Consider the following 24594-nt stretch of genomic DNA (forward strand, 5'->3'; position numbering starts at 1 on the left):
GACGCTTCCAATCTGTCTTTTTTCCCCGCGCCTCCTCTGAGGCGCTTTTTTTTTTTGCCCGAACGCGGCCACAAAAAAGCCCGCCGAAGCGGGCTCTGACCGGAAGGTGCTAACTTCAGGGTCAATCAGAGTGCGAGGAAGAGCCCCGCCAGCGAGGCACTCATCAGGTTCGCCAGCACACCCGCCAGTATGGCGCGCATGCCGTAACGGGCGATGAAGGATTTGCGCTCCGGCACCATAGCACCCAGACCACCGATGAGGATCGCCATGGAGGAGATGTTGGCGAAACCGCACAGGGCGAAGGTGACTATGGCCTTGCTCGATTCGTTCAGGGTCTGATCCTGCACCAGGGCGATGAAGGCAACGAATTCGTTGATGACTATCTTGGTCCCTATCAGGGCGCCAGCGGCCTGGGCCTGATCCCAGGGCACGCCGATCAGCCAGGAGACGGGGGCGAACAGCCAGCCCAGGATGATCTGGAAGCTCAGCTCCAGCCCCACCAGATCACCGGCCCAGCCCAGCAGGCCGTTGAGCATGGCGATCACCCCGACGAAGGCCAGCAGAGTCGCACCGACCGCGACCGCTATGTTGAGGCCAGCCATGGCGCCATCGGCCGCCGCTTCGATCACGTTGGTTGAGCGCGGCATCTCCACGTCCTGATGGTGATCCACCTCGCCAATGCCGGGCGGTACCAGGATCTTGGCCATGGCCAGACCGGCCGGAGCCGACATGAAGGCCGCGGCTATCAGGTATTTCAGCTCGACCCCGATGCTGGCGTAACCCACCAGGGTACCGCCGGCCACGGAGGCAAGACCGCAGCTCATCACGGCGAAGAACTGGGAGTCGGACATCTTGGAGAGATAGGGTTTGACCACCAGCGGCGCCTCCACCATGCCGACGAAGATGTTGGCGGTGGCGGAGAGGCTCTCGGCACGGCCGGTACCCAGCAGCTTCTGCAGACCGCCGCCCAGCAGGGCTATGACCCGCGGCATCAGGCCTATGTGGTAGAGGATGGCGATCACAGCAGAGAAGAAGATGATGACCGGCAGCACGTTGAACGCAAAGATGAAGCCCAGCTTGAACTTGGCCAGATCGCCGAACAGGAAGGCGATCCCCTCCTGACCGTAGCCAATCACGCTGCTGACGCTCTCGCTGACCCCGTTCAGCACATGCTGACCGGCAGGCAGCCAGAGCACCAGGCCGGCGAAGAGGACTTGCAGGCAGAGGGCGAGACCCACTGTTCGCAACGGGATACGACGACGATTATCAGAGCAGAGCACGGCCAGGGCCAGGATACTCAGTATGCCGAGCAGGGCTATCATAGGGATTCCATCAGGTGGGGCAAAAGATGGGCGCGGATTCTGCGCTCCATGCTCCGCCACTGCAAGCCCGCTTGGTTACAGCCCTGTTAGCAAAAACGTTTGCACGATACCGGTTGCGCCAACCCGCTGATTTGGTTCAATTTTGGTATCACGCGAAAGCCAGTGTTCGTATATAGAAACGATTATTCCTCTGTGCCGGACAATTTGCCGCCGAGCCAGGGGGCGAGTCGCTGTTCCCAATAGGGATTGGGACCGAAGCTCTCCTTGAGGAAATCGATGAACAGCCGGATCTTGGGATCCAGATGTTCGCGTCTGGCGTAGACGGCGTGCACCGCCATCTTCTGGTTCGGCCGCCACTGGGGCAGCAGGGGGATCAACTGACCGGACTGCAACTCCTTGTCCAGCAAGTAATTGGCGACATAGGCGATGCCGAGCCCGGCCAGGGCGGCATCGCGCACCGCCTCCGCCAGATCCACCCGGTAGTTGCCGGCCACCTGCACCGTCTGGCGCTCCTTGCCCTGGCGAAACGACCACTCGTGGTAGCGCCGCTCCCGACTCTGGTAAGTGATGCAATTGTGCTGGGCCAGATCTTTGGGGTGCAGCGGGGTGCCGTGGCTCAGCAGATAGTCCGGCGAGGCCACCAGCACGAAGTGGATATCCGCCAGTCGCTGCCCCACCAGCGCCTCTGGCTTGTCTTCATAGGTGGTGATCCAGAGATCCAGCCCCTCATCCACCAGGTTGGTTCTGTGATCGAACAGGGAGACTTCCAGCTCCAGCTCTGGGTAGCGATCCTGAAACGCCTTGAGGCGCGGGATCACGTGCAACCGGCCAAATGACTGACCGACCCCCAGATGCAGGATGCCGCTTACCTTGCCACGGCGCTCCGCTACCATGGAGTCCGCCTCCAGCGCCACCGCCACCAGAGCGCGGCAGTGACGGGCATACTCTTGGCCGAGTTCGGTCAGGGAGAAGCGGCGAGTGGTGCGCTGCACCAGCTGGGCACCGAGCTCGGTCTCAAGCTGGGCCAGCTGCTTGCTGATGTGGGACTTGGAGACGCCGAGCCGTCGCGCGGCCGCCGAGATGCCCTGTTCACGGACCAGGGCATCGAAGATCACCATTTGGGGCAGACGTTGCAGCACGGGATTACCAGATAGGAAAGCGGGCCTCCATTATTCCAGAGCCGCCCGCAGCGGGGTAGGCCTAAAGACCGAGCGCCCGTTTGACCTCTTTTTGCAGGGGATCGTCGGCCGGATTCTGGTTCGCACCATAACTCGCGACCAGCTTGCCGTCGCGCCCGATCAGGTACTTGTGGAAGTTCCAGCCCGGCGCCTCGCCCGCCGCCGCGGCCAGCCCCTTGTAGAGCGGGCTGGCATCGTCACCGCGCACCGCCAGCCGGTTGAACATGGGGAAGGTCACCCCGTAGTCACGGCGACAGACGGCAGCTGTCTTGCCCTCATCCCCCGCCTCCTGCCAGAAGTCGTTGGACGGAAAGCCCAGCACTATCAATCCCTTGTCCTTGTAGGTCTGATAGAGCTGCTCCAGATCCCGGAACTGGCCGCGATAGCCGCAATAGGAGGCGGTATTGACCACCAGTACCACCTTGCCCTCGGTCAGCTGGCAGAGGTTGTGGCGCTGGGTGTTGTTGAGCTCTCGCATCTCCACATTGAAGTAGTCGGGACAGGCGGCAGATACGGCTCCCGCACCGAGCAGCAATAACAAAGTGAACCATTTCATCGGGCAACTCCTTTTGAACAGATGAGCGTCATACGCACAAACGGCGCAGTCGGTTCAACCCTGCCTCAGCGCAGCGGTATGCCGGTCAGCCAGCCATGGCCCCAGAAGATCAGCAGCGCCGTGACCGCGAGCCCGGCCCCCACGCTTATCCCTGTGCCAACCCAGTTCGCTGCGGGACGGGGATGGCGCTGCCAGTCACGCACCGAAATCCAGATGATGCTGATCAGCGCCCATAGACCTATGCCACCGAACAGCACCAGGGAGCGGGCCTCGCTGTTGACCGCCAGATGGGCGCCGGCCCAGATCAGGGTGCCGAGCAGCTGGGGATGCACCAGCCAGCGCCGCAGGTGATTGGGCCCTTGGCCGGAGAAGAACAGGATCAACGCGACCGGCATGGCGGCCATCATCAGGGTCGGCCCCCAGGCGGGCAGCAAGTAGAGCGGCATGGGGCTGGCACTGCGCCAGCCGGCAAGAATGAAGCCGATGGCGACAAATACCAGCAGCGAGAAGAGCCCCTTGTAACGATTCTCCCCCAGCCGGTCGCGCAGGCGCTCCCTGTGGGCAGCGGCGAAGCAGGGGTAGAGGTGGATAAGGGTAAACAGCAGTACCCCCAGGGTCAGCAAGATCATGGGTTGCTCCTTGTACTATGGGGGATCACTATGCCGCAAAGTGCGCAACCGGAACACAGAAACCGCAGAAAAGTGGTGGGGATACAGCAGGATAATGAAAAAAGCCGATCGACAGATCGGCAAGGTGTTTCGGGCAGACCGGCAGTGGATGCCGGTCATCACCGCGACACGGGGCAGGGTTTGGCCGGTGCCAGGCACCAGCCAGAAAAGGATTAACTGCGCAGCATATAGAGCGCGGCCACGTTGCGGGCCGTGAGCTGCAGGTTGGTGGTGGCGGTGGCCAGCGCCTCCGGCAGGGACATGACGCGATTGACCACGGCGAACACCGCATCCAGTCCGTGCTCATGCACCACACCGTAATCGTCGGTGAGGCAGCCCGAAATACCTATCACCGGCTTGCCGAACTGCTTGGCGCAGCGTGCGACACCGATTGGCGTCTTGCCATAAATGGTCTGGCTGTCGATACGTCCCTCCCCCGTGATGACGAGATCCGCATCGGCCACCGCCTCGGCCAGTTTCAGCGCCGCTATGACGATCTGGATGCCGGGCTTGAGCTCGGCACCAAGCAGGCCCACCAGGGCCGCGCCCATGCCACCGGCGGCGCCAGCCCCCGGGATCGCCTTCACCTGGCAGCCGAGGGAATGCTCGATGCAGTCGGCGTAGTGGGAGAGGTTGGCATCCAGCTGGGCCACCATCTCGGCGTTGGCTCCCTTCTGCGGGCCAAACACGGCGGAGGCGCCTGTCGGGCCGCACAGCGGATTGTCCACGTCACAGGCCACCTCTATGGTGATCTTGCTCAAACGCGAATCCAGCCCGCTCAGATCTATGGTGGCCAGCTCCGCCAGCCCGGCGCCGCCCGGCGCTATGGGGGTGCCATCGCTTTTGAGCAGCTTGCCGCCGAGCGCCTGCATCATGCCGGCACCGCCATCGTTGGTGGCACTGCCGCCTATGCCGAGGATCAGGTGCTTCACCCCCATATCGAGGGCCGCCAGGATCAGCTCACCTGTGCCAACGCTGGAGGTGTGCAGCGGATTGCGCAGCTCGGGTGGGACAAGGTGCAGGCCGGAGGCAGCCGCCATCTCGATGACGGCGCGTTCGCCATCCCCCAGCAGGCCGACGAAGCCCTGCACCTGGTTGCCGAGCGGCGCTGTCACATAAAACGGCAGTATGCTGCCACCCGTGGCATCCACCAGGGATTGCACAGTGCCCTCGCCGCCATCGGCCATGGGCAGCTTGATGTAGGTGGCATCTGGCAACACCTGCTTGAAACCCGCCTCGATGGCATCGGCCACCGCCATGGCGCTCAGGCTCTCCTTGAATGAATCCGGTGCGATAACAATTTTCATATCAATTCCTCAGGCGAGACCAAACACGCCAAACATCAGGGTGGAGACGGCTGCTATGGTCAGGCCGACGGCAGTTTCATAAGGGATGAGCTTGAGGCGCTCCCCCACGCCCATGTGGACGCTGCCACCGGTGGCATGGAAGAAGGAGCCGTGGGGCATGTGGTCAAACACGGTGGCACCGGCATGGATCATGGCGGCCCCCGCCAGGCTGCTGATGCCGAGCTCGATCAGGGTGGAGCTGAACACGTTGGAAGCCACTACAGTCCCGGCCGTGGTCGAGGCGGTCGCCAGCGACATCAGGGCGCCCGAGATGGGGGCCAGCAGGTAGGAGGGCAGACCTGAGGCGGTCAGGCCGCTGATCAGCACATCCTTCAGACCCGAGTTGGCGATTATGCCCGCCAGAGTACCTGTACCCAGCAACATGATGGCCACCGGCGCCATGCGGGCCAGGCCCGAGACCGCGAACTGGTTCACCTTGCTGAACTTGCCCATCATAAGGGCGCCGACCAGACCGCCGAGGGGCAGTGCAATCAGCGGGTCCACCACGATGCCGGCGATGGGGCGCAGGGCCAGCAGCAGTATGGCGACCAGGGGCGCACTGATGGCGGCGGCAAAGCCGGGCAGCTTGCTGCCACTGAAGCTCACCACCTCGTCGGCGGCGACCTTGCTGCCCTTGTTGTTCAGCCGTTTGGCCAGCCAGTAGGCCATCACCAGCCCGAACAGGCCCGGTATGATGCCGGCCGCCATGACGGAGGTGAGCGGCAGGTGGAAGGCATCGGCCGCGGCGATGGCGTTCGGGTTGGGGGACATGACGTTGCCCGCCTTGCCGCCACCTATCATGGCCAGCAGTATGGCCGCCTTGGAGAGGTCGGCACGGCGCGCTATGGCCAGCGCTATGGGGGCGACCGTGATGACGGCCACGTCCACGAAGACGCCGACCGCGGTCAGGATCAGGGTGGCCAGCGCCAGCGCCAGCAGGGCGCGGGTCTCGCCCAGCTTCTTGACTATGGTCTCGGCGATTGTGGTGGCCGCGCCCGATTCGATCAGCACGCCCGCCAGCACACCGGCCGCCAGGATCCGCATCACCGCCGTGGTGATCCCCTGGGCGCCACCTATCATCAGGGCGACCGTCTGGGTCAGATCGGCCCCGCCGATCAGGCCACCGGCCAGGGCGCCGACTATCATGCCGTAGGCAGGCGGCACCTTCTTCAGGATGAGGAAGATGGCGATGGAGAGCGCGGCGAGAGCGCCGAGCGCGGATACAGGGATCATGACGGGCACCTTTCAAATGAGTGAGTGGTGGCCATTATGGTGATCCGGGATCGGAATGCTTTGGCTGAAAAGCCAAATAAGGTCTCTTTAAAGAGATACTTCTTGTTCATTACAACAAATCAGCTATCGAGATTGAGCCCGAGGTAGAGCAGGAACTTGTCATCTAACTTGTTGAAATTCAACCCGGTTATCTGCTCGATCCGGGTCAGCCGGTAGCGCAGTGTATTGGGGTGGATGAACAGGGCTTCGGCACAGGGATGCAGATCACAATCCTGCAAGAAATATTGGCGTAGCGTCTTTTGCAGCGTTCCCTTTCTGTCCTCCTGCGCCAGCTTGAGCAAGGGGGCCCGCAGCTGATCCGCCTGCCAGGAGTCCGCCAGACTGCCGAGCAGCACAGGCAGCCGGTAATCCTCGAAGAAGTAGACCTGCTTGCGCGGCGCCTGCCGCATGCCCCGGCGCAAGGTATCCCGCGCCGTCTGGTAGGAGCGTGCCAGCCCGTCTATGCCGCCGAAGTAATCACCCACCCCGATCCGCACCTTGAAGTGGGGAATGCGGGCCAGCAACTGCTTGATGCGGCTGCGCTCCTGCTCCGATTGCCAGACGCCCTCGCTCAGTTGGGCCGGTTTGAGCACCACTATCTCGTCGAGGCCATTGATGGCCACCAGATTGTCCCGCTCCGGATTTTCCAGCAGATGCACCAGCTCCCGCAGGCGGGCCGGATCCGCCTCCTCCAACGCCAGCACGGCCACCACCCGAGGCTGGTCCAGATCCAGCTCGAGGAAACGGGCCGCCTGCTGCAGCTGATCGACCCGCCCCTCGCCGCGAATGAGCTGCAGCACCAGCTCCTCCTTGTGGCGCTTGTCCCACTGCAACTGCTCGGTGAGCGCCGCCTGCTCCAGAATGAGCTCGGCCGTCATGCGTACCAGCTCGGCGTAAGCACGCACTTCTTCCGGATCGCCCGAGATGCCGATGACCCCGAGCAGTTCCCCCTGATAGGCGATGGGCAGGTTGATGCCGGGACGCACCCCCTTGAGCTGCCGGGCGGTCGCCTCGCTTATCTCCACCACCCGGTTCTCTGTCAGCGCCAGCACGGCCCCTTCGTGGCGCTGATGCAGGCGCTCGGGATTGCCGGAGGCGATGATCAAACCGTGTTCATCCATCACGTTGACCGAGAACGACAATATCTTCATCGCCCGACTGACAATCTGACGGGCCAGGGTATCGTTTAGCTGCATAACATCTCCGGACAACAAGCTGGCATGACGCCTGGGGGCCCACAATCGCACGGGCCGACGCGCAAAGATCCCACATCATCAAGACAAGCGCGGGGGGGATCGCTAGAATAGGCCACTTTACGCTATGTGTGCCCCACCATGGATCATGGATCTGGCGTTATGCCGCTGTGTGGCGTGGTGGCTTCATCCTTCCGATATGGACTCCGCTATGGACTATGAATTTCGCCGCGACCCGTTCGGTGGCTATCGCGCCCGGTTCTCCATGGGCCATGAGGCCATCGGTCAGTGGTTGATCGATGAAGTTGGCAAGGATGAGGAGAAGCTCGACGAGCTCTTCTCCATCATCGACCAGCTGTCCAATCGCACCCGCACTGAATACCTGCTGCACGGCGGTGACTATTCACTGCTGCTCACCCCTGAGGAGGCCGAAGTGAAGGCCAACGTCCTCAATATCGAACTGGATGAGGATCTCGACGATCTCGCCTACTACGATGATGAGCAGCTGGCCATGTGCGGACTGGAAGACTTTGCCCAGGTGCTCGGCTCCTGGCGCGCCTTTATCCGCAACGAGGATATGGGCTGAATACCCACATTTCGGGCGAGCATGCCCCTTGCAACCCAACAGGATTGACTATGTCTATTTACGATTTTGACGGCGAACAACCAGAACAGCCGGAAGACGAGCAGGACCAGACCAAACAGGCCGTGCCTGCCAAGAAGAAAGGCAAGCAGGTGATGAACACTCAGGTCAACCTGAGCCCGCGCGATGCCAGCCGTCTGAACGGCCTGCACGTCGAAGCCATCACCACTCTGGACGACGTCAGCCTGCCGAAGAACGTCATCTTCAAGGCCGGCCTCATCGCCCTGGGCGAGCTGGAAGCCACCAAGCGTGCCGACATCATAGCTCGCGTCATCGCCGAATCCGGTCGATAAATCCCGGGTGATTGCCGGGGCGGGCCGCGAAAACGCCCCATACCTGGCAATGCCGTATCAGAAAAGCCGGAGCCCAAGCTCCGGCTTTTTCATGGCTGCGCCCCGCCGCGGACTCGCCCTTGCAGGGATCCGACCAGCCTATTAAGCCTTGTGTCATGATGTGACGACTTGTTAAGGTGCGGGACTTTTATCGGCCTTGGAGACTCAATGTTACCTCTACCTGATTCGCTCATCTGGGGAGCACTGGCGCTGGCCGTCTTGCTCTGTCTGGCCCGGCAACGCCTGCCCGGCCTGATCCTGCTGGGGGTCGCCCTGCTGGCCGCCCTCTACCTCGACCATCTCAGCCCATTCGCCCTGCTGATCACGCTGGCGGGCCTGTTGCTGGCCTGGCGCACCCCCAGCCTGCCCCAGCCCTGGCGTGGCGCCGCCCTGACCCTGATGCTGCTGTGGGCCATAGCGTTGATGCTGCACCTCATCCCCGGCTTCAGCAATCTGAAGGTGCTGGATCAGGTGCAGGCCGGCCCCGCCAGCGTGCCCTTCAACATGTACCTCAATCTGGACAAGCCGCTGGTCTTCTTCGGCCTGCTGCTGGCCTGGCCCGCCTTGCTCGGCCAGGGCGGTGCGATCCGCTGGCGAGCGCTGGCCCTGCTGCTGTTGCCGCTGGCGGCCCTGCTGATCACCGCCTGGCAGCTGGGGGCGCTCAAGCCCGAAGCTGGCCTGCCCCACTGGTGGTGGCTGTTTGCCCTCAACAACCTGCTGTTCACCTGCGTGGCGGAAGAGGCGCTGTTTCGCGGCTTCATCCAGCAGGGGGTGGCCGCCCGCAGCCGGCTCTGGCTCGGCATCCTGGTGGCCAGCCTGCTGTTCGGCGCCGCCCACCTGGCCGGCGGCCCGCTGCTGATGCTGTTTGCCGCCCTGGCGGGCGCCTGCTACGGCCTGGCGTTCCAGTTCAGTGGTCGCCTGAGCGTCGCCATCGCGATCCACTTCCTGTTCAACTTCGCCCATCTGGCCCTGTTTACCTACCCCCTGGCCAGCCGCTGATCCCGGGCGCCCCGCCCGGGGCGCCCTTGTTTCCCCTCCTCTGCCCCCTGCCTGCGGCCTGTCCGTTCGATATAGACTTTCTATTTGTACTTTTTTGCCAGGCCCGCGTGTCGATTAATTGACCCAAGCCAAGTTAGCGTCATCTTTGCCCCATAAAATGGGCCGGTAACCATCACAAAAAATAAAAACAAAACTATCAGTTACTTGGCTCACTCAGGATGCTCACATGACAACAACCCAACGGGAGGGGGAGATACGCTTCCCCGACCATCTATCACTGATCTCAACCACGGATCCCGCCAGCCACATCACCTATGCCAACCAGCACTTCTGCGAGGTGGCCGGTTACAACGCCGACGAGATGGAGGGGGTCCCCCACAATCTGGTGCGTCACCCCGACATGCCCAAGGCCGCCTTTGCCGACATGTGGCAACGACTGCGACAGGGCAAGAGCTGGATGGGACTGGTAAAGAACCGCGCCAAGAGCGGCAAGTTTTACTGGGTCAACGCCTACGTCACCCCCATTCTCAACGAACAGCGGCAGATCATAGAGTACCAGTCGGTGCGTACCCGCCCGAGCGAGCAGGACATCGCCTGGGCTGAGCAGCTCTACGCCCGCATCCGGGCGGGCAAGGCACTGCCCTGGCTCAGCCGGCTCACCCTGGAGCCGGGCCAGCTCACCCTGCTCCTCTCCGGCACGGCCCTGCTCGCCCTGCTGGCGGCCCTCGCCACCGGCAACCCCCTGTGGGGAGCACCCGCTGCGGCGGCGCTGCTGGCCCAGATGATCCACGGCGGGCGGCTGCAACAGCGGCTCAACCGGCTGGCCGTCACGGCCGGCGAGGAGATGGGCACCCCGCTCTGTCAGGTGCTCTACACCAAACGGCGGGATACCCTGGCTGCTCTCGAGCTGGCCCTGCGCATGAAGCGGGCCGAGCTCAAGGCGGTGGTGGGGCGCAGCGCCGACACCAACCAGCAGATACTGCAGGCCGCCGAGGATGACAGGGGCAATATCCAGACCATAGACATCCATCTGCAACAGCAGCGGGCCCAGAGCGAGCAGCTGGCCGCCGCCATCACACAACTGAGCCACTCCATTCGCGACGTGGCGAGCAACGCCCATCAGGCCAATGCCCTGGTGGGCGAGGTGCAGCAGGTGTCGGCCGAGGGGCTGCAGGCGCTGACGACCACCCAGGCATCGGTCAACCAGCTCCATCAGGAGCTTGACGCCAACCATAGGGTACTGGCGCAGCTGACCGGCGACAGCCAGAAGATCAGCGGGATCCTGGCGGTGATCAGCCAGATCGCCGATCAGACCAACCTGCTCTCCCTCAATGCGGCCATCGAGGCGGCGCGGGCCGGTGAGCAGGGGCGCGGCTTTGCTGTGGTGGCCGACGAGATACGGGCGCTGGCCCAGAAGACCCGCAGCTCCACCGGCGAGATCAACGAGATGATCCAGGCGCTGCAGCAGACCACCCGCCAGCTGGCCGATGGCATGACCCAGGGGGCCCAGACCTCGGAGCGCTGCCAGCAGCATGTGAGCACCACAGCCGAGGTCCTCAACCAGATCAACCGCATGCTGGCTCAGGTCACCCACACCAGCGACGAGATAGCCCAGGCCGTCAGCCAGCAGGCGGATGTCACCAGCACCCTGGATCATGGCATCCACCAGATCCACCAGCTGGCCAGCCACACAGCCGACAACAGCAGACAGGCCCTGGACGGCATCACGCTGCTGGTGGAGCGGCTGCACGCCCTCTCCCGCCTGATCAACCAGTTCCGCCACTGACCCGTCACAAGGGCACGCATGCCGGCCGGCACGCGCGCCCCTGATTGCCGAGCCTGCTCTGCCCTCCACGTGGGCGGGGCACAGATCCCTCCCCTCAATGCCGCACTCTCCCCATATGGGGCCTTTCATTTATTTGTAACAAAAATGTAAATGAAATGACCTCTGTGCCCGCCATAACAGTCACTTTCCATCGTGCCTCAACCAAAAGGACTTAATGATGCACAAGCCTCTCAGTTATGCCGCCCTGCTGCTGGCCAGCCAGTTTCCGTTGCAGGCGCTGGCCGATACCGATGTCTACCTCACCAACAACGGCCCAGAACCCTTGCGGCTGGAGATCCGCCAGAGCGGCTCCGGCCAGCTGCAGGCGGGCAGCCAGTGGATCCAGCACAGGACTGAGCTGGGCCCCTGGGAGAGCGCCATGGTGCTCAGCTTCAACCGCTACGAGGGGGTGAAGGCGGGCAAAAGCTATCTGTTCGAAACCCGGGTCACCACGGCCGGTGGCGACACCTATCGCCTCAACCAGCTGATGGAGGGCACCTGGTGGAACACCACATTGCAGCACGGTGGCGACACCCCGACCGCCAGCTCGGGCTGGCAGAGCGATCGCGCCCTGCATCGCACCCAGGGGCCGCAGGAGCTGGCCTTCGCCGCCAAGTTCACCGGCCGTTACGACGATCTGCACTACATGCTGACGCCACCACAAAAGCGGGAGCAGCCAGAACCGGCGGAGAGCAAGCTCAAGGTCGCCAGCTACAACGTCTGGGCCCTGCCGGTGATCGCCGCCAGCATAGGCGAGCGGCTGGCCTTGCTGCCCGAGCACCTCAAGGGTTATGACGCCCTGCTGCTGCAGGAGGTGTTCGATGGCCGCCGCGAGGGCTTCCTGCAGGCGCTGGCGAAAGAGTATCCCTATCAGACCAAGGTGCTCGACAAGCCGGGGGTCAACATCCACGACGGCGGCGTGGTGATCGTCAGCCGCTACCCAATCGTGCGCGAGGCCCAGCTGGTCTATCCCCAGTGCACCGGCACCGACTGCTTCGCCGACAAGGGGGTCATGTACGCCGAGGTGATCAAGGGGGGCAAGGCCTGGCACCTGTTCGCCACCCACACCGCCAGCTTCGACACCGACGAGGCGAGACGGCTGCGCCAGATCCAGTTCGGCCAGATGCGCACCCTGGCCGCCAGCCTCAAGATCCCGGCCGGTGACACCGTCATCTACGGCGGCGACTTCAACGTCAACAAGCGCAAGTTTGCCGACGACTACGCCAACATGCTGAGCAACCTCAATGCCCATGAGCCCGCCTATGGCGGCTACACAGAGGCCACCTTCGACCCCAGGCTCAACCCCTATGCCGGCGGGCCCCTTTCCGGTGGTGCCAACGTGGAATACCTGGACTATCTGGTGGTGAGCCGGGAGTACGGCGCCGCCAGCCATAACCTCAACAGCGTCTGGATCCCGCGCAGCAGCGATGGCAGCCTCTGGCCCGCCAGCAACCTCTCCGATCACTTCCCGGTCAAGGGAGAGATCAGCCGATGAAGCGCCGCTACGGCTTGCTGGCCCTGGCAGTCCTCTCGCTCTTGCTGCTCAACCTCGGCTGGCAATATGAACCACCGCAGACGCCGGCCGATGCACAGGCCAGCCTGCGCGGGGCACATCAGCCACAGCAGGCGCCAGCCCCCCCTATGACGGCCCTCATGACCCGGCTCACCCCGGCTGCCAGCGGGAGCCAGCCCACAGCTCCGCACCCCAGCTGGCGGGAGATGCCGCAGGAGATGAGCCAGCAGCTCGCCAGCGAGGTAGGCGACAGCGAGCAGCCGCTCGCCGAGCGCCTCGCCAACCTGAGTGAACTGGAGTCGCAGTGGATGAGCGAGGGGGAGAGCCTCACCCGGTTGCAGGGGCGCTATGCCGAGGCGCTGGCGCAGCTGGCCAGCGAGGGTGAACAGCTGACCCTGGCGGAGCGGCTGGCCGCCCTGACCCGCTTGCAGGATGAGTGGGCGGCGGATCATCCGGATCTGGCGGCGGATCTGTTCAACCCGGACGCCCGCCTGCAGCAGGCGCGCCAGCTGTGGGGGGACGAGGAGCTGGAGACATTGGCCCGCCACTTCCTGCCCGCCGATCGGGCCGAGGCCAGCCTGGCCTTTGCCGCCACCCGCCAGCAGCAACTGGATCAGCGCGGCCACTACCAGCAGCAATTGGCCGAGCTGGAGCAGCAGCTGGCGGCCAGTCAGGGGAACATGGATCCCGAGCGCTGGCAGCAGCACAGGGAGGAAGTGCTCGGCCAGTTTAGGCGCGACTTCTTCGCCCAGGCACAGGGCAAGCCCTGAGCGGAAAACGGCCCGGGGAGCCTGACGTTGAAAAGAAAAAGGGCCCGCCAGGGCCCTTTGCGTTTGCCAGCCCTTCAGGCCAGCGGGTAGCTGGCGGCCAGCCCGTTCTCGCAATGCCAGTTGGCCCACAGCTTGTTGTCGCTGCCCATCAGCAGGGTGGCAAAGTTGCGGGTGCGCAGGTAGACGGGGGCGCCGAACGGCTTGATCAGCTCGGCGCGGATCGAGCGGTTCTCGTCGAGGTACTCGGGATTGTCGTTGGTCATGGCGAGGATCCCCATCCACTGGAACTGGGTGGGACAGGGATGGACTATGCCGGAGGAGACCAGCTGGTGCACATTGGTGACCCCTTCACGCTTGTCCTGAATGACACCAAGGCAGCCTACGTGCACGTCACCGGAGAGGATCAGGGTCTTGTGCTGGCGCCGTACTCGGGCGTTGTCCAGCAGCCGCATGATGAGCCGGGCCCGCTCCCCCTGATGGGCCTTGGCCCGCCAGTGATCCTTGAGATCGTCGGTCAGCTCCTCCTCCCAGGGGGTGGCATCCAGCGCCGCCTCGGTGAAGGAGAAGTCCCGGTAGACCACGGGCACGCCCGCCATCACCAGCAGGTGGCCCGCGTCGCAGCCGGCCAGTGCGCCGTTGATCTGATCCCACTGGGACTGGCTCATCACCCGGGCCTGGGTGCGGTTCGCCCGGTTGTCCAACGCCAGGATCCGGTAGCCCCGAAAACTGAGCAGCCAGGAGTGGTGGGCCAAGTTGACCGGGTCCAGCAGGGAGGCATTGGCGCCGCTGCGCAGCTGGAACAGCCGGAAATAGCGGGAGGCGGCGGCATAGATGACCCGATAGACATCGCAGCCCTGCAGATCCTCGGGATAGCTGCCCCAGCCATCGAAGATGTCGTGGTCATCCCACATCATGGCGCTTGGCACCCGGGCCAGCAGGCGGGCCACCTCGGGCCGTCCCCACTGCTTGCAGTAGAGATCGCAATAGAAGCGATCGAGCTGCTCCTCCATGGTACGGGTCGCCTTGCGCTTGACCTTCTCCGTCCTGTCCAGCTCATTCCAGGCCTTGAGGCTGGGCACTGTGGTCCAGAGGGAGTCGGCATAGACCTGATCACCCCCCATCAGCAACAGCGAGAAGGGATGTGCGGCGTGCTCGGCGGCAAGCCGATCCCACATCACATAGGGCTGAGGCGTGGAGGTGAGCAGCTTGAAGTCGGAGAAACCGTTGCAGGAGGCATAACCTATACGCACCTGCTCCGCCGACCCAGGCAGATGAAACTGCCAGTGGTCGTCCCCGGCCAGATCCCGGGCGGGCTCCCCGTCCAGCAGGATCTGGTACTCCACAGTCGCTCCCCCGGCGGCCGGGTTGGCCGTCCAGCTGGCCCGCCAAAAGCCGCCCTTTGGGGTATCCGCCTGCTTGCCAGCAGGCAACAGGTTGCCGTTGATCCTTATGCTGGCGCCCTTGCAGCCAGGCCCCGCCAGAAAACAGATGCTGTATTGCGTCTCAGCTTCGAGCCCCAGCAGGGGCCCCATTAACAGACTCGCCATTGCCTATCCCTCCGTGGTTGAACCCATGGAGCATAGTGAAACCGGCGTCCTTTGGTACTGCCCAAGCGGGCAGGCCATCCTTGAATCAGGCCTTGCCCTTGAACTGCTTGACGCTGCGCTTGTTGGCGGTGCGACGGTTCGCCTGCTTGTCGCGCGGGGGGCGCTTGCCCTCCCCGCTGGCGGGCAGGTCGGTCACCGGGAAACCGGCGAGTTCCGCCAGCGGCAGCTCACGGCCGGTGAGGGTGCGGATCGCCGCCAGGGTATCGCTCTCGCCGTGGCACACCAGCGAAATGGCAAGCCCCTCGCGCCCGGCGCGGGCGGTGCGGCCGATGCGGTGCACATAGACGGGGGCGCTGGCGGGCAGGTCCAGGTTGATCACCAGCGGCAGCGCCTCCACGTGAATGCCGCGCGCCATCAGGTCGGTGGCCACCAGCACCCGCACCTTGCCGGCCTTGAAATCGTCGAGCGCCTGATCCCGCACCGCCTGCTCCTTCTCGCCATGCAGGGCGGCAACCGGGATCCCCGCCCTGGCCAGCTTCCTGGCCACGCCATCGGCATCGTCCCGCGCGCTGATGAAGACCAGCACCTGCGGCCAGGCCTGCTCCTTGAGCAGGCTGATCAGCGCCGGCACCTTGCTGCTCTTGTTGACCAGATAGAGCCGCTCCTCGATCTCGTTCACCAGGCTGTTGAGGGGATTGGCCTCGATGCGGGTCGGCTCTGTCAGCAGGCCGGTCGCCAGCTCATCCAGCTCGGCAGGCAGGGTGGCGGAGAAGAGCAGGGTCTGACGCTCGGCGGGCATCTCATTCATCAGCCACTGGATGTCGGGCCAGAAGCCCATCTCCAGCAGGCGATCCGCCTCATCCAGCACCAGCTGTTGCAGGCTATCCAATCCCAGCACTTGCTGAGTGAGCAGATCCCGCAGCCGCCCCGGCGTCGCCACCAGCAGCTGCGGCCCCAGTGCCAGCTCGGCCTGTTGCCGCTCCTGCGCCACGCCGCCGCACAGGGTCAAAACGCGCAACCCCAGCGCCTCGGCGACCCCTTGCAAGGCGGCGCTCACCTGGGTGGCCAGCTCGCGGGTCGGCACCAGCACCAGCCCCTGCACCAGACTGGAGGCGGGATCCAGCCGCTGCAGCAGCGGCAGCCCGAACGCCAGCGTCTTGCCGCTGCCGGTCTGGGCCAGCGCCAGCAGATCCTGCCCCGCCAATACCACGGGTATCGCAAGCTGCTGGATGCGGGTCGGGGTGTGCAGGCTGGCTGGCAGGGCCGCCAGCAGGGCGGGATTGAGGTCGAGTTCGCTAAAGGTCATGGGGCTACGCAGATATCGGCTGAATAAAGAAGTGGGAGGCGAAGTCTAGTGAGCAGGGAGCGATAAGTAAAACCCCATCCATCGCGGCCCTGCAGGCAAGTCCGGTTCGATCTGGCCGAAGCGGCTCTGACTACACTTCTGGAACCATCACCCAAGGGTGTGACCAGATCATGACCAGACATATCTACATCTTGCTGTTTCTCCTGCTCGGCCTGCTGGGGGTCACCACCCTGAGCCTCTCCCTGGCAGGCACGCCGGCCACGCCATCGGACAAACCGGTTCGCATCCTCAACGCCCATCTTGGCGAGCTGCCGGGCCTCATCAACGCCGACAAGACGGGCCCCTTCGTCGATCTGGTGCGGGCGATTGATGAGCAGTCTCCCGAGGTCAGCATCCGTATCACCATATACCCCATTGCCCGTGCCATGGCCGGAGTCATCGCAGGCAAGGCCGACTTCAGCCTGCCCGCGATCCGCAATCTGCACGATGCGGACATGCTGCCCTATCGCTTCAGCACCCGCAGCTTTGGCAAAGTCACCCATGTCATCTACAGCAACACGGCTCACCCCGTCACCACCGACATGGCCTATGGGGTTGAGCCTACCCAACGGGATCTGCTGATCGAAGCCACTCCGGGCTTTCTGCCCATTCCGCTGCAAAGGTCCATGAGCATAGAGCAGTCGCTGCGCAAGCTCTCACGCGGTCGCATCGATGCCTTCATCTGGGCCCAGGAGGAAGCCGACCTGGTGCTGCGCCAGCTGGGGCTGACCAACATCCACCGGGAACACTTCGGCGATTTCGAGGATGTCTTCATCATCGCCAAGGGGGCGGCGGGTGATGATATGGATCACTTCCTCAGCACGGCCATCGACCGGCTGGCCGCGTCCGGCAAGTTGGCCGAGATCTACTCCAGACTGCATCGCCCTTATGAGGTGTGGCAGCCCCATCCCGAGCCATTGGCCCCGCCGGCATCATCCAGCACGCCCTGATGACCAGACGCCATCCATAAAAAATCCCGCCACGGCGTGCCGTGGCGGGATTTTTGCGCTCACAAACTTACAGCGCGGCCAGGGCAGCGGCGTAGTTCGGCTCGTCGGCCACTTCGGCCACCAGCTCGCTGTGCAGCACCTTGTTGTCTGCATCCAGCACCACTATGGCGCGGGCGGCCAGGCCAACCAGCGGACCGGAGGAGAAGGCCACGCCGTAGTCCTGCAGGAAGGCAGCACCACGCAGGGTGGAGAGAGTCACCACCTTGTCCAGACCCTCGGCGCCGCAGAAGCGGGACTGGGCGAACGGCAGATCGGCGGAGATGCAGAGCACGACTGTGTTCTCCAGCGCGCTGGCCTGTTCGTTGAATTTGCGCACTGAGGTGGCACAAGTCGGGGTATCGACGCTCGGGAATATGTTCAGGATCTTGCGCTGACCGGCGTAGGCCGCCAGGGTCAGGTCGGACAGATCCTTGGCAACCAGGGAGAAGGGCTTGGCCTGCTCACCGGCAACGGGGAAGTGACCGGCGACGGAGACGGGGTTGCCTTGCAGGGTAACGGAATTGCTCATGTTATGTCCTTGATTATCGAGGGAGGATAGGGCTCCCCAGTATAGGCGCGCCGGGCGGTGACAAACACCCGCCAACCACAAGGATATAAGGGCGCTTCATCCTGACCCGGACAGCTAGCCCCTGCCGGCTCAGTCAGCAAGATAAAGGAGCTTGACCTTGGACTTAACACCAAGGTTTACACTCGGCTCAGTCATCGAAGATCTCGCACCGGCGGGATCCATCCAAGAGGGACTCATCATGAGCAAATCCTGCTGCAGCCATCAAGCTGCCGCCGCCCCCATCAAGGCCGTCAGCAAGTCTGCCACCAGTCAGAACGAGCATCAGCACGACAGCCATTGCTGTGACAGTGCCACGCCGGTCAGCAGCTGTGCCAGCAAGGCCCCCCATGATCATCAGGATCAGGGGGTGAGTGAATCGCCGGGGGACGAAGAGCCCCCCAGAGCAGGCTGTCACAGCCAGGGCTGCTGCAGCCCGCAGCCGCCCCATGACCATGATCATGATCATCATGAGCATGATCATCATGAGCATGATCACCATGAGCAAACCGCCGACACCGCCGAGCCGTTAATCGCGCCGGAGCAGGACAGTCGCCGCCACAGCTGGCAGGTGCTGGGGATGGATTGCCCCAGCTGCGCCCGCAAGATCGAGACAGCCGTCAGCCGGGTCGCTGGCGTGCAGCAGGCCCGGGTGCTGTTTGCCACCGAGAAGCTGGTGGTGGATCTGGCCCCCGGCCTCTCCCCCGATCCCGTCACCGCCGCCGTGCTGGCCGCGGGTTTCCGGCTCAAGGGCGCAACTCAGCCCGGAGACGACAACGCCAGGCGGCGCAGCCCGCAGATGACCCTGCTCGCCAAATATTGGCAGCCGCTGTCGCTGGCCGGCCTGATGCTGGTAGCGGCCCTGCTGCCGAAAGAGTTCGGTCAGCCGCTGTTTACCCTGGCCACCCTGTGGGGCCTGTGGCCCATCTCCCGCAAGGCCTGGGCCCTGACCAAGAGCGGCTCCCCCTTCGCCATCGAGACCCTGATGACGGTGGCGGCGCTGGGCGCCCTCTTCCTAGGTGAAACCGCCGAAGCGGCCATGGTGCTGCTGCTCTTCATGCTGGGGGAACATCTGGAGGCCTATGCCGCCGGCCGCGCCCGCGCCGGGGTCACGGCCCTGATGGCGCTGGTGCCCGACAAGGCGCTGCGGATCCGCACCACGGTTGACGGTGACGTGCGGGAAGAGGTGGCGGCCGACCAGCTGCGTCCCGGCGACATCATAGAGATAGCCCCGGGCGCCCGCCTGCCGGCGGATGCCCGTCTGCTCGATGCCCTCGGCGCCTTTGATGAGAGCGCCCTGACCGGGGAATCCATTCCGGTGGAGCGTCGCCAGGGTGACAAGGTACCCGCCGGCAGTCTGGCGGCGGATCGGGTGCTGCGCCTCGAGGTGGTGTCCGAGCCCGGCAACAACGCCATCGACCGCATACTGCACCTGATCGAGGAGGCCGAGACCCAGCGCGCGCCCATAGAGCGTTTCATCGACCGCTTCAGCCGCTGGTATACCCCGGCCATGATGCTGGTCGCCCTGCTGGTGGTGATAGTGCCGCCGCTGGCCTTCGGCCAGAGCTGGGACGAGTGGGTCTATCGCGGACTGGCGCTGCTGCTCATCGGCTGCCCCTGCGCCCTGGTGATCTCCACCCCGGCGGCTGTCACCTCCGCCCTGGCGGCGGCGACCCGGCAGGGGGCCCTGATCAAGGGCGGCGCCGCGCTGGAGCGACTGGCCCATATAGATACAGTGGCGTTTGACAAGACAGGCACCCTGACCCTGGGCAAGCCGCAGCTGACCGAGCTGGTCAGCCTCAATGGCCGGCCCGAGGCCGAACTGCTGGCACTGGCCGCCGCCATAGAGCAGGGCTCCCACCACCCGCTGGCCCGCGCCGTGGTAGCCAAAGCGACCGAGCAGGGACTGACTCTGGCCGCGGCTCAGGATCTGCGTGCCCTGCCCGGCATGGGGGTGGAGGGGCGCATCGACGGCACCCTCTGGCAACTGCTGGCGCCGAGCCGGATTGACTCGCTGAGCCATGCCCTCAACGCCCAGATAACCACCCTGGAGCAGCAGGGCAAGACGGTAGTGGTGCTCGGCCAGCCGGGCGCAGCGCCGGCGGCCCTGCTGGCCCTGCGGGATCAGATCCGGCCCGAAGCGGCGGCGGCCTTGGCGGAGCTCAAGGGGCTGGGACTGCGCAGCATAATGCTGACCGGCGACAACCCGCGCGCCGCCGAGGCGATTGCCAACGAGCTCGGCATGGGCTGGCGCGCCAGCCTGCTGCCGGAGGGCAAGGTGGAGGAGATAGCCAAGCTGGCCACCAGCCAGAAGGTCGCCATGATAGGGGATGGCATCAACGACGCCCCCGCCATGAAGCGCGCCAGCATCGGCATCGCCATGGGTGGCGGCACAGACGTGGCGCTGGAGACGGCCGATGCCGCCCTGACCCACAACCAGCTCGGCGGCATCGCCGCCATGATCCGCTTGTCGCGGGCGGCGCTGGCCAACATCCACCAGAACATAGCGCTGGCGCTGGGACTGAAGGCCATCTTCCTGGTCACCAGTCTGCTCGGCATCACGGGTCTGTGGATTGCCGTGCTGGCGGATACCGGCGCCACCGCCCTGGTGACGGCCAACGCCCTGCGCCTGCTGCGCAAGCGCTAAGCCAGCCGTTAACGGCACAGCCAACAGCCGCCCCTGTGGGGCGGCTTTTTTATTGCCTCGCCCACGACGACAAAGAAAAAGCGCGGCTGCCGGTTGGCAGTCGCGCTTTGCTTACGCTCTCGGCGTTATCCCACCCTTGGCAAGGTGGAATTCAACCCTGGGCCGCCGAGCCAGCCCCGGGCTCGATGGGGCTGCTTACTTGGTCGCGGTGGGTGCGGTAAAGCTGACACTCAAGCTTGGTTTCTCCTTGTTCATGGCGGTAAAGACGAACTTGTAGCTGCCCGCCTTGTCAGCATTGAACGGCAAATCACCGCCATTGGCACAGAGCACACTGATCTGGCCTACCGCCAGCTGGTCGGTGTTGCTGCACTTGCCGTAGTTGATCGAACCGCCCCAGTCGCTACCGGCAATCTTCACCTGGGTCATCCCCAGCTTGTCGGCCGTCACTTCTGTGGTGAACTCGTAGGTGAAGTTGCCGCCAAAGATCATCTTGTTGACCGGATCCCATTGGTTCAGGAAACCACGCACGAAGACATCTGTGTCACCAAACGGCGGAACCGTGCTCAGATCAGTCTTCTTGCTCACCGGCAGACCCGCCCCCTGGGCACCGGCCTGCGGCTTGACGAACACGGCAGCGGACCAGGCCCCCAGGGTCAGGGTACCGCCATTGACGGCGGCATCGCGGGCTATGCTGCTACCGGCATGGTGGGCCGGGCTCAGTTGCAGCGTGCTCAGATCGATGGGCTGATCATTGCCGTCACGGAAGTCGCCGATGCTCTGGGGAGCATTGGTGGCGTTGATCATCACCACCAGACCGTCGATGGCCGGATCCAGATCCGCACCCGCATTGATGCCGTCATCCACCGTCATCACTATGAGGCCTGGCTCCTGATCCGGGCCGGTATTGCGGAAGTCGACCCGCTTGATCACCTCGGCGCCGCTGCCCAGACGCAGCAGACGTGAGGATTGACGCAGCTCGGCCAGCTCCTGGTAGAAGCCCACCATGGTCGCCATGTCGGCCCCGCTCGGCTTGACGTGCTTGTCGAGCACCTGCTCGATCAGCGGATAGTTGTCGCCATCCTTGTCCTTGCGCGGCAACCCCTTGTTGAAGTTGTTGTCGGCCAGGCTGTAGTCGACCCGGTTGTACCAGTCACCCGAGTCGTAGCTGTCCCGCTCCATGGATTTGGAGCGCAGCAGCTCGACACCGGCGTGGGTAAACGGAATGCCCTGCCCCAGCATGGCGGTGGCCAGCGACACCCCCTGCATCCGCACCAAATCGGCTCCTTCCGGCGCCTTGTAGATCAGGTTGTCGAACAGGGTCTGGTTGTCGTGCTTGTCGACATAGTTCTGGATCTCGGTCGGATCCTGGGCATAACCCGCAGCTTGACCGTTGTAGTCAATGTCGGAGCCCTTCTTCGGCATGCCATCCTTGTCGGTCAGCACGAAATCCTTGAGGTTGCCGGCCATGCCGAGGCGAACCAGGTCGGATTGATGCAGCGCCGTGGCCAGCTCGACGCCGTCCATCTCGTTGGCATCCACCAGGGCACCGTTGCCGAAGCCCTGGGTCTTGCGAATGGTATCGCCACCGTCAAACGGACTGCCGCCGCGCACCGCATCCCGCAGCCGGTCGGAGAAGGAACCTATGCCGGTGCCGCCCAGGTGCTTCTGGGTCGCCTGCACGAAGCGCTTGTCATCCTGCACCTCGCCGAAGTTCCAGCCCTCGCCGTAGAAGTACATCTCGGGGTTGACCTTCTTCACCGCGGCCAGCGCCTGCACCATCTGATCTTTCGGGTGGTGACCCATCAGGTCGAAGCGGAAGGCGTCGATCTTGTAATCGCGGGCCCAGGTGACCAGGGAGTCATCCATCAGCTTGGCGAACATGGCGTGTTCCGGCGCCGTATTGGAGCAGCAGGTGGAGTTCTCCACCGAGCCGGTCTCCGGATTGAGGCGCTGATAGTACCAGGGCACTATCTTGTCGAGCACCGACTTGGGACCCAGGCCGGCTTCGTTGGTGTGGTTGTAGACCACGTCCATCACCACGTTCATGCCGATGTTCTGCTTGATGGCCTTGACCATCTCGCGGAACTCCAGGATGCGCTGGCTGCCCTCGGCATTGGTGGCGTAAGAGCCTTCCGGCGCCGTGTAGTGGTAAGGGTCATAGCCCCAGTTGAAGGAGTCCACCCCGCGCAGATAGCCGTAAAGCTCCTGTACCTGCGGGTTCTCCTTGCTGTCGGCCCCCTGCAGATCGGTGAGCACGGCTTCTATGGTCTGACCGCCACCGCAATGGCTGGCGAACTTGGAGTTCTGCACCTCGGGGTTGACCTGACACAGCTTGCTGAAGTCATCGGCAAGGTTGGCCACCTTGGCCGGATCCTCGTTGACGGTGGCGATGTCGAACACCGGCAACAAATGCAGGTGGCTGACGCCGCTCTTGGCCAGCGCCTGCAGGTGCTTGACCGGCACGCTGTCGCTGTCGGTCAGCCCCAGGAACTTGCCGCGGTGCGCAGGCAAGGTGGAGTCGTCGTTGCCGGTCAGATCGCGGACATGGGCCTCATAGATGGTGATGTCGGCAGGGTTCTGCTGGCTGTGGGGCGCCTTCAGGCTGTCCCACCCTTCCGGCTTGAGGGCCGGATCATCGAGATCCACCACCTGGCTGAACTCTGAGTTCATCGCCAGGCTCAGGGAGTAGGGGTCTGTCACCTGATAGGATTCCAGCTTGCGGCTGACCGGGTGATAGACCTGGATGTCGTAGCGGTAGAACTTGCCTACCAGCTCGCTGCCACCCTGCACGCTCCAGCTGCCGCTGGCCTCGTCCCGAGTCATGGTGCGCTCGCCCAGCGCCCTGTGCTTGTCATCAAACAGTGCCAGCTTGACCGACTTGGCGGTCGGCGCCCACAGCCGGAAGGTGACATTGCCCCCCTCGACGATGGCGCCATAGGCCAGCTTGGCGGCGGCGTCGGCATAGAGGGCATCAAGGGCACCGGCGCTCTGCACCAGCGTTGCCCCCTGCAGTATGCCGTCGGCATCTGTGCCTATGGCCACCAGCTCGCCCTTGAGCAGGGGCTTGAGGTCCTTGCCAGCCGGCAGGGCGAAGGCGGCGGCATCCTTGAGGTGCGGATACTTGGCCTGCTGCTCGGCAGTGAGACTGGTAGCCGTTAGAGTGATGTAGGGGAAGTCGAATACCCCTTCCGCATTGGCCTTGATGGTGCCCGACTCAGTGTAATAGAGGCGCACATGGGGCTTGTCCTTGCCCCCTTGCCAGATCAGGGTGTTGCCATCGATCAGATGGGCGCTGGCCCCCGCCACGCCAAAGGCGGCAGTGAAGGCGTCGGCACGACTGCCGAAGACCTCGCTCTTGCCCGCGACGATTGCCACTGTGCGATCCGGGTGATCGCTGAAGACCACCTTCATGTCGCTGCCGGTCAGGTTCGCCAGATCGCCGTTGCGGGCGATAAAGTTGATACAGCCTTCCAGCTTGGCCAGCGGTACCACCCAACTGGGACCGAAGCCGTCGGCCGCCGCCGGGGTATTGACCTTGTCATCCCAGCCCGCGTTCAGGCCGCTCTCGGCGGTGGCGCTGCAGGCGTCGTTGTTCCACAGGTGCAGGCTGTAGTTGGCAAAGGGACCATCCACCCCGCGCGCCGCGCTGGTCTGGGTATCCACCAGGGCGATCACCGCCTGATCGGGCCCGGCCACCAGTTGCTCGGCAGGGGGTTGCACATTGGGCAGACGGGCGACGGGGCCGTCAGTAGGGTCAGGGGTGGGGGAGGAGCTGTTGTCATTGCAGCCGGACAAAAGCGCGAGCAGTGAGGCTGTTACCAGCGCCACTTTGGTCTTTTTCATATCCATTTTTTTATAATTCCCGCTGTAGTTAGTCTCGATAG

General features: G+C 64.0%; 19 protein-coding genes. 8 read left to right on the forward strand and 11 right to left on the reverse strand.

What is annotated here, in order from left to right; all coding sequences use genetic code 11:
* Positions 1 to 125 precede the first annotated feature (125 nt).
* The 7 genes from IU367_RS18620 to IU367_RS18650 all read right to left on the reverse strand — a co-directional run bounded on the left by IU367_RS18620 (position 126) and on the right by IU367_RS18650 (position 7538).
* Entirely contained in the window at positions 126 to 1322 is a 1197-nt protein-coding gene (locus IU367_RS18620) for a NupC/NupG family nucleoside CNT transporter (RefSeq protein ID WP_274452715.1), read from the reverse strand.
* A gap of 182 nt (positions 1323 to 1504) precedes the next feature.
* Positions 1505 to 2440 carry a LysR family transcriptional regulator gene (locus IU367_RS18625; protein WP_181003630.1) on the reverse strand — a complete coding sequence of 312 codons (936 nt, stop codon included), beginning with the start codon at positions 2438 to 2440 and terminating at the stop codon, positions 1505 to 1507.
* An 82-nt stretch (positions 2441 to 2522) separates the two neighbouring features.
* Positions 2523 to 3056: a glutathione peroxidase gene (locus tag IU367_RS18630; RefSeq protein WP_098980798.1), complete on the reverse strand. Its 534-nt coding sequence runs from the start codon at positions 3054 to 3056 to the stop codon at positions 2523 to 2525.
* Positions 3057 to 3121: 65 nt separating this feature from the next.
* Positions 3122 to 3685, reverse strand: a complete 564-nt coding sequence (locus IU367_RS18635; RefSeq protein ID WP_274452716.1) for an NnrU family protein — start codon at positions 3683 to 3685, stop codon at positions 3122 to 3124.
* Between the two features lie 212 nt (positions 3686 to 3897).
* Positions 3898 to 5031: a glycerate kinase gene (locus tag IU367_RS18640; protein ID WP_274452717.1), complete on the reverse strand. Its 1134-nt coding sequence runs from the start codon at positions 5029 to 5031 to the stop codon at positions 3898 to 3900.
* A gap of 9 nt (positions 5032 to 5040) precedes the next feature.
* Positions 5041 to 6303: a GntP family permease gene (locus tag IU367_RS18645; RefSeq protein WP_241325733.1), complete on the reverse strand. Its 1263-nt coding sequence runs from the start codon at positions 6301 to 6303 to the stop codon at positions 5041 to 5043.
* Positions 6304 to 6422: 119 nt separating this feature from the next.
* A complete protein-coding gene (locus IU367_RS18650) occupies positions 6423 to 7538 on the reverse strand; it encodes a sugar diacid recognition domain-containing protein (RefSeq protein ID WP_274452718.1) in 1116 nt (371 codons plus the stop codon).
* 208 nt (positions 7539 to 7746) lie between these two features.
* Between IU367_RS18650 and IU367_RS18655 the strand changes: the two genes are divergently transcribed.
* The 6 genes from IU367_RS18655 to IU367_RS18680 all read left to right on the forward strand — a co-directional run bounded on the left by IU367_RS18655 (position 7747) and on the right by IU367_RS18680 (position 13617).
* Complete coding sequence (locus tag IU367_RS18655; RefSeq protein WP_043140571.1) at positions 7747 to 8121, forward strand: YacL family protein; 375 nt, start codon at positions 7747 to 7749, stop codon at positions 8119 to 8121.
* Between the two features lie 50 nt (positions 8122 to 8171).
* On the forward strand, positions 8172 to 8471 hold the full coding sequence (locus tag IU367_RS18660) for a hypothetical protein (RefSeq protein WP_005313598.1): 300 nt from the start codon (positions 8172 to 8174) through the stop codon (positions 8469 to 8471).
* Between the two features lie 207 nt (positions 8472 to 8678).
* Entirely contained in the window at positions 8679 to 9509 is an 831-nt protein-coding gene (locus IU367_RS18665; protein WP_241278934.1) for a CPBP family intramembrane glutamic endopeptidase, read from the forward strand.
* 226 nt (positions 9510 to 9735) lie between these two features.
* Entirely contained in the window at positions 9736 to 11295 is a 1560-nt protein-coding gene (locus tag IU367_RS18670) for a methyl-accepting chemotaxis protein (protein WP_274452720.1), read from the forward strand.
* A gap of 217 nt (positions 11296 to 11512) precedes the next feature.
* Positions 11513 to 12829, forward strand: coding sequence for a sphingomyelin phosphodiesterase (locus IU367_RS18675; RefSeq protein WP_274452721.1), 1317 nt, complete (start codon positions 11513 to 11515; stop codon positions 12827 to 12829).
* Complete coding sequence (locus IU367_RS18680) at positions 12826 to 13617, forward strand: F0F1 ATP synthase subunit delta (protein ID WP_274452722.1); 792 nt, start codon at positions 12826 to 12828, stop codon at positions 13615 to 13617. Before IU367_RS18675 ends, IU367_RS18680 begins: the two co-directional genes overlap by 4 nt.
* Before the next feature lie 74 nt (positions 13618 to 13691).
* On the opposite strand, the gene IU367_RS18685 is transcribed toward IU367_RS18680, so the two are convergent.
* A complete protein-coding gene (locus IU367_RS18685) occupies positions 13692 to 15164 on the reverse strand; it encodes an alkaline phosphatase D family protein (RefSeq protein WP_274452723.1) in 1473 nt (490 codons plus the stop codon).
* Positions 15165 to 15249: 85 nt separating this feature from the next.
* Positions 15250 to 16470, reverse strand: coding sequence for a DEAD/DEAH box helicase (locus IU367_RS18690; protein ID WP_274452724.1), 1221 nt, complete (start codon positions 16468 to 16470; stop codon positions 15250 to 15252).
* A gap of 170 nt (positions 16471 to 16640) precedes the next feature.
* On the opposite strand from IU367_RS18690, the gene IU367_RS18695 reads away from it, so the two are divergent.
* A complete protein-coding gene (locus IU367_RS18695) occupies positions 16641 to 17459 on the forward strand; it encodes a type 2 periplasmic-binding domain-containing protein (protein WP_043140550.1) in 819 nt (272 codons plus the stop codon).
* 67 nt (positions 17460 to 17526) lie between these two features.
* On the opposite strand, the gene tpx is transcribed toward IU367_RS18695, so the two are convergent.
* Positions 17527 to 18027, reverse strand: a complete 501-nt coding sequence (gene tpx / locus IU367_RS18700) for a thiol peroxidase (RefSeq protein WP_043140547.1) — start codon at positions 18025 to 18027, stop codon at positions 17527 to 17529.
* Between the two features lie 238 nt (positions 18028 to 18265).
* Here tpx and IU367_RS18705 point away from each other — a divergent pair, with 238 nt between their 5' ends.
* The gene (locus IU367_RS18705; RefSeq protein ID WP_274452725.1) at positions 18266 to 20710 is read left to right on the forward strand and encodes a zinc/cadmium/mercury/lead-transporting ATPase; all 2445 of its coding nucleotides are present in this window, start codon (positions 18266 to 18268) and stop codon (positions 20708 to 20710) included.
* Positions 20711 to 20905: 195 nt separating this feature from the next.
* Here IU367_RS18705 and pulA read toward each other — a convergent pair whose 3' ends face one another.
* On the reverse strand, positions 20906 to 24559 hold the full coding sequence (gene pulA / locus IU367_RS18710; RefSeq protein WP_274452727.1) for a pullulanase-type alpha-1,6-glucosidase: 3654 nt from the start codon (positions 24557 to 24559) through the stop codon (positions 20906 to 20908).
* Between the last annotated feature and the right edge of the window lie 35 nt (positions 24560 to 24594).

This window comes from Aeromonas bestiarum, assembly GCF_028751155.1.
GTDB classification, from domain to species: domain Bacteria; phylum Pseudomonadota; class Gammaproteobacteria; order Enterobacterales; family Aeromonadaceae; genus Aeromonas; species Aeromonas bestiarum.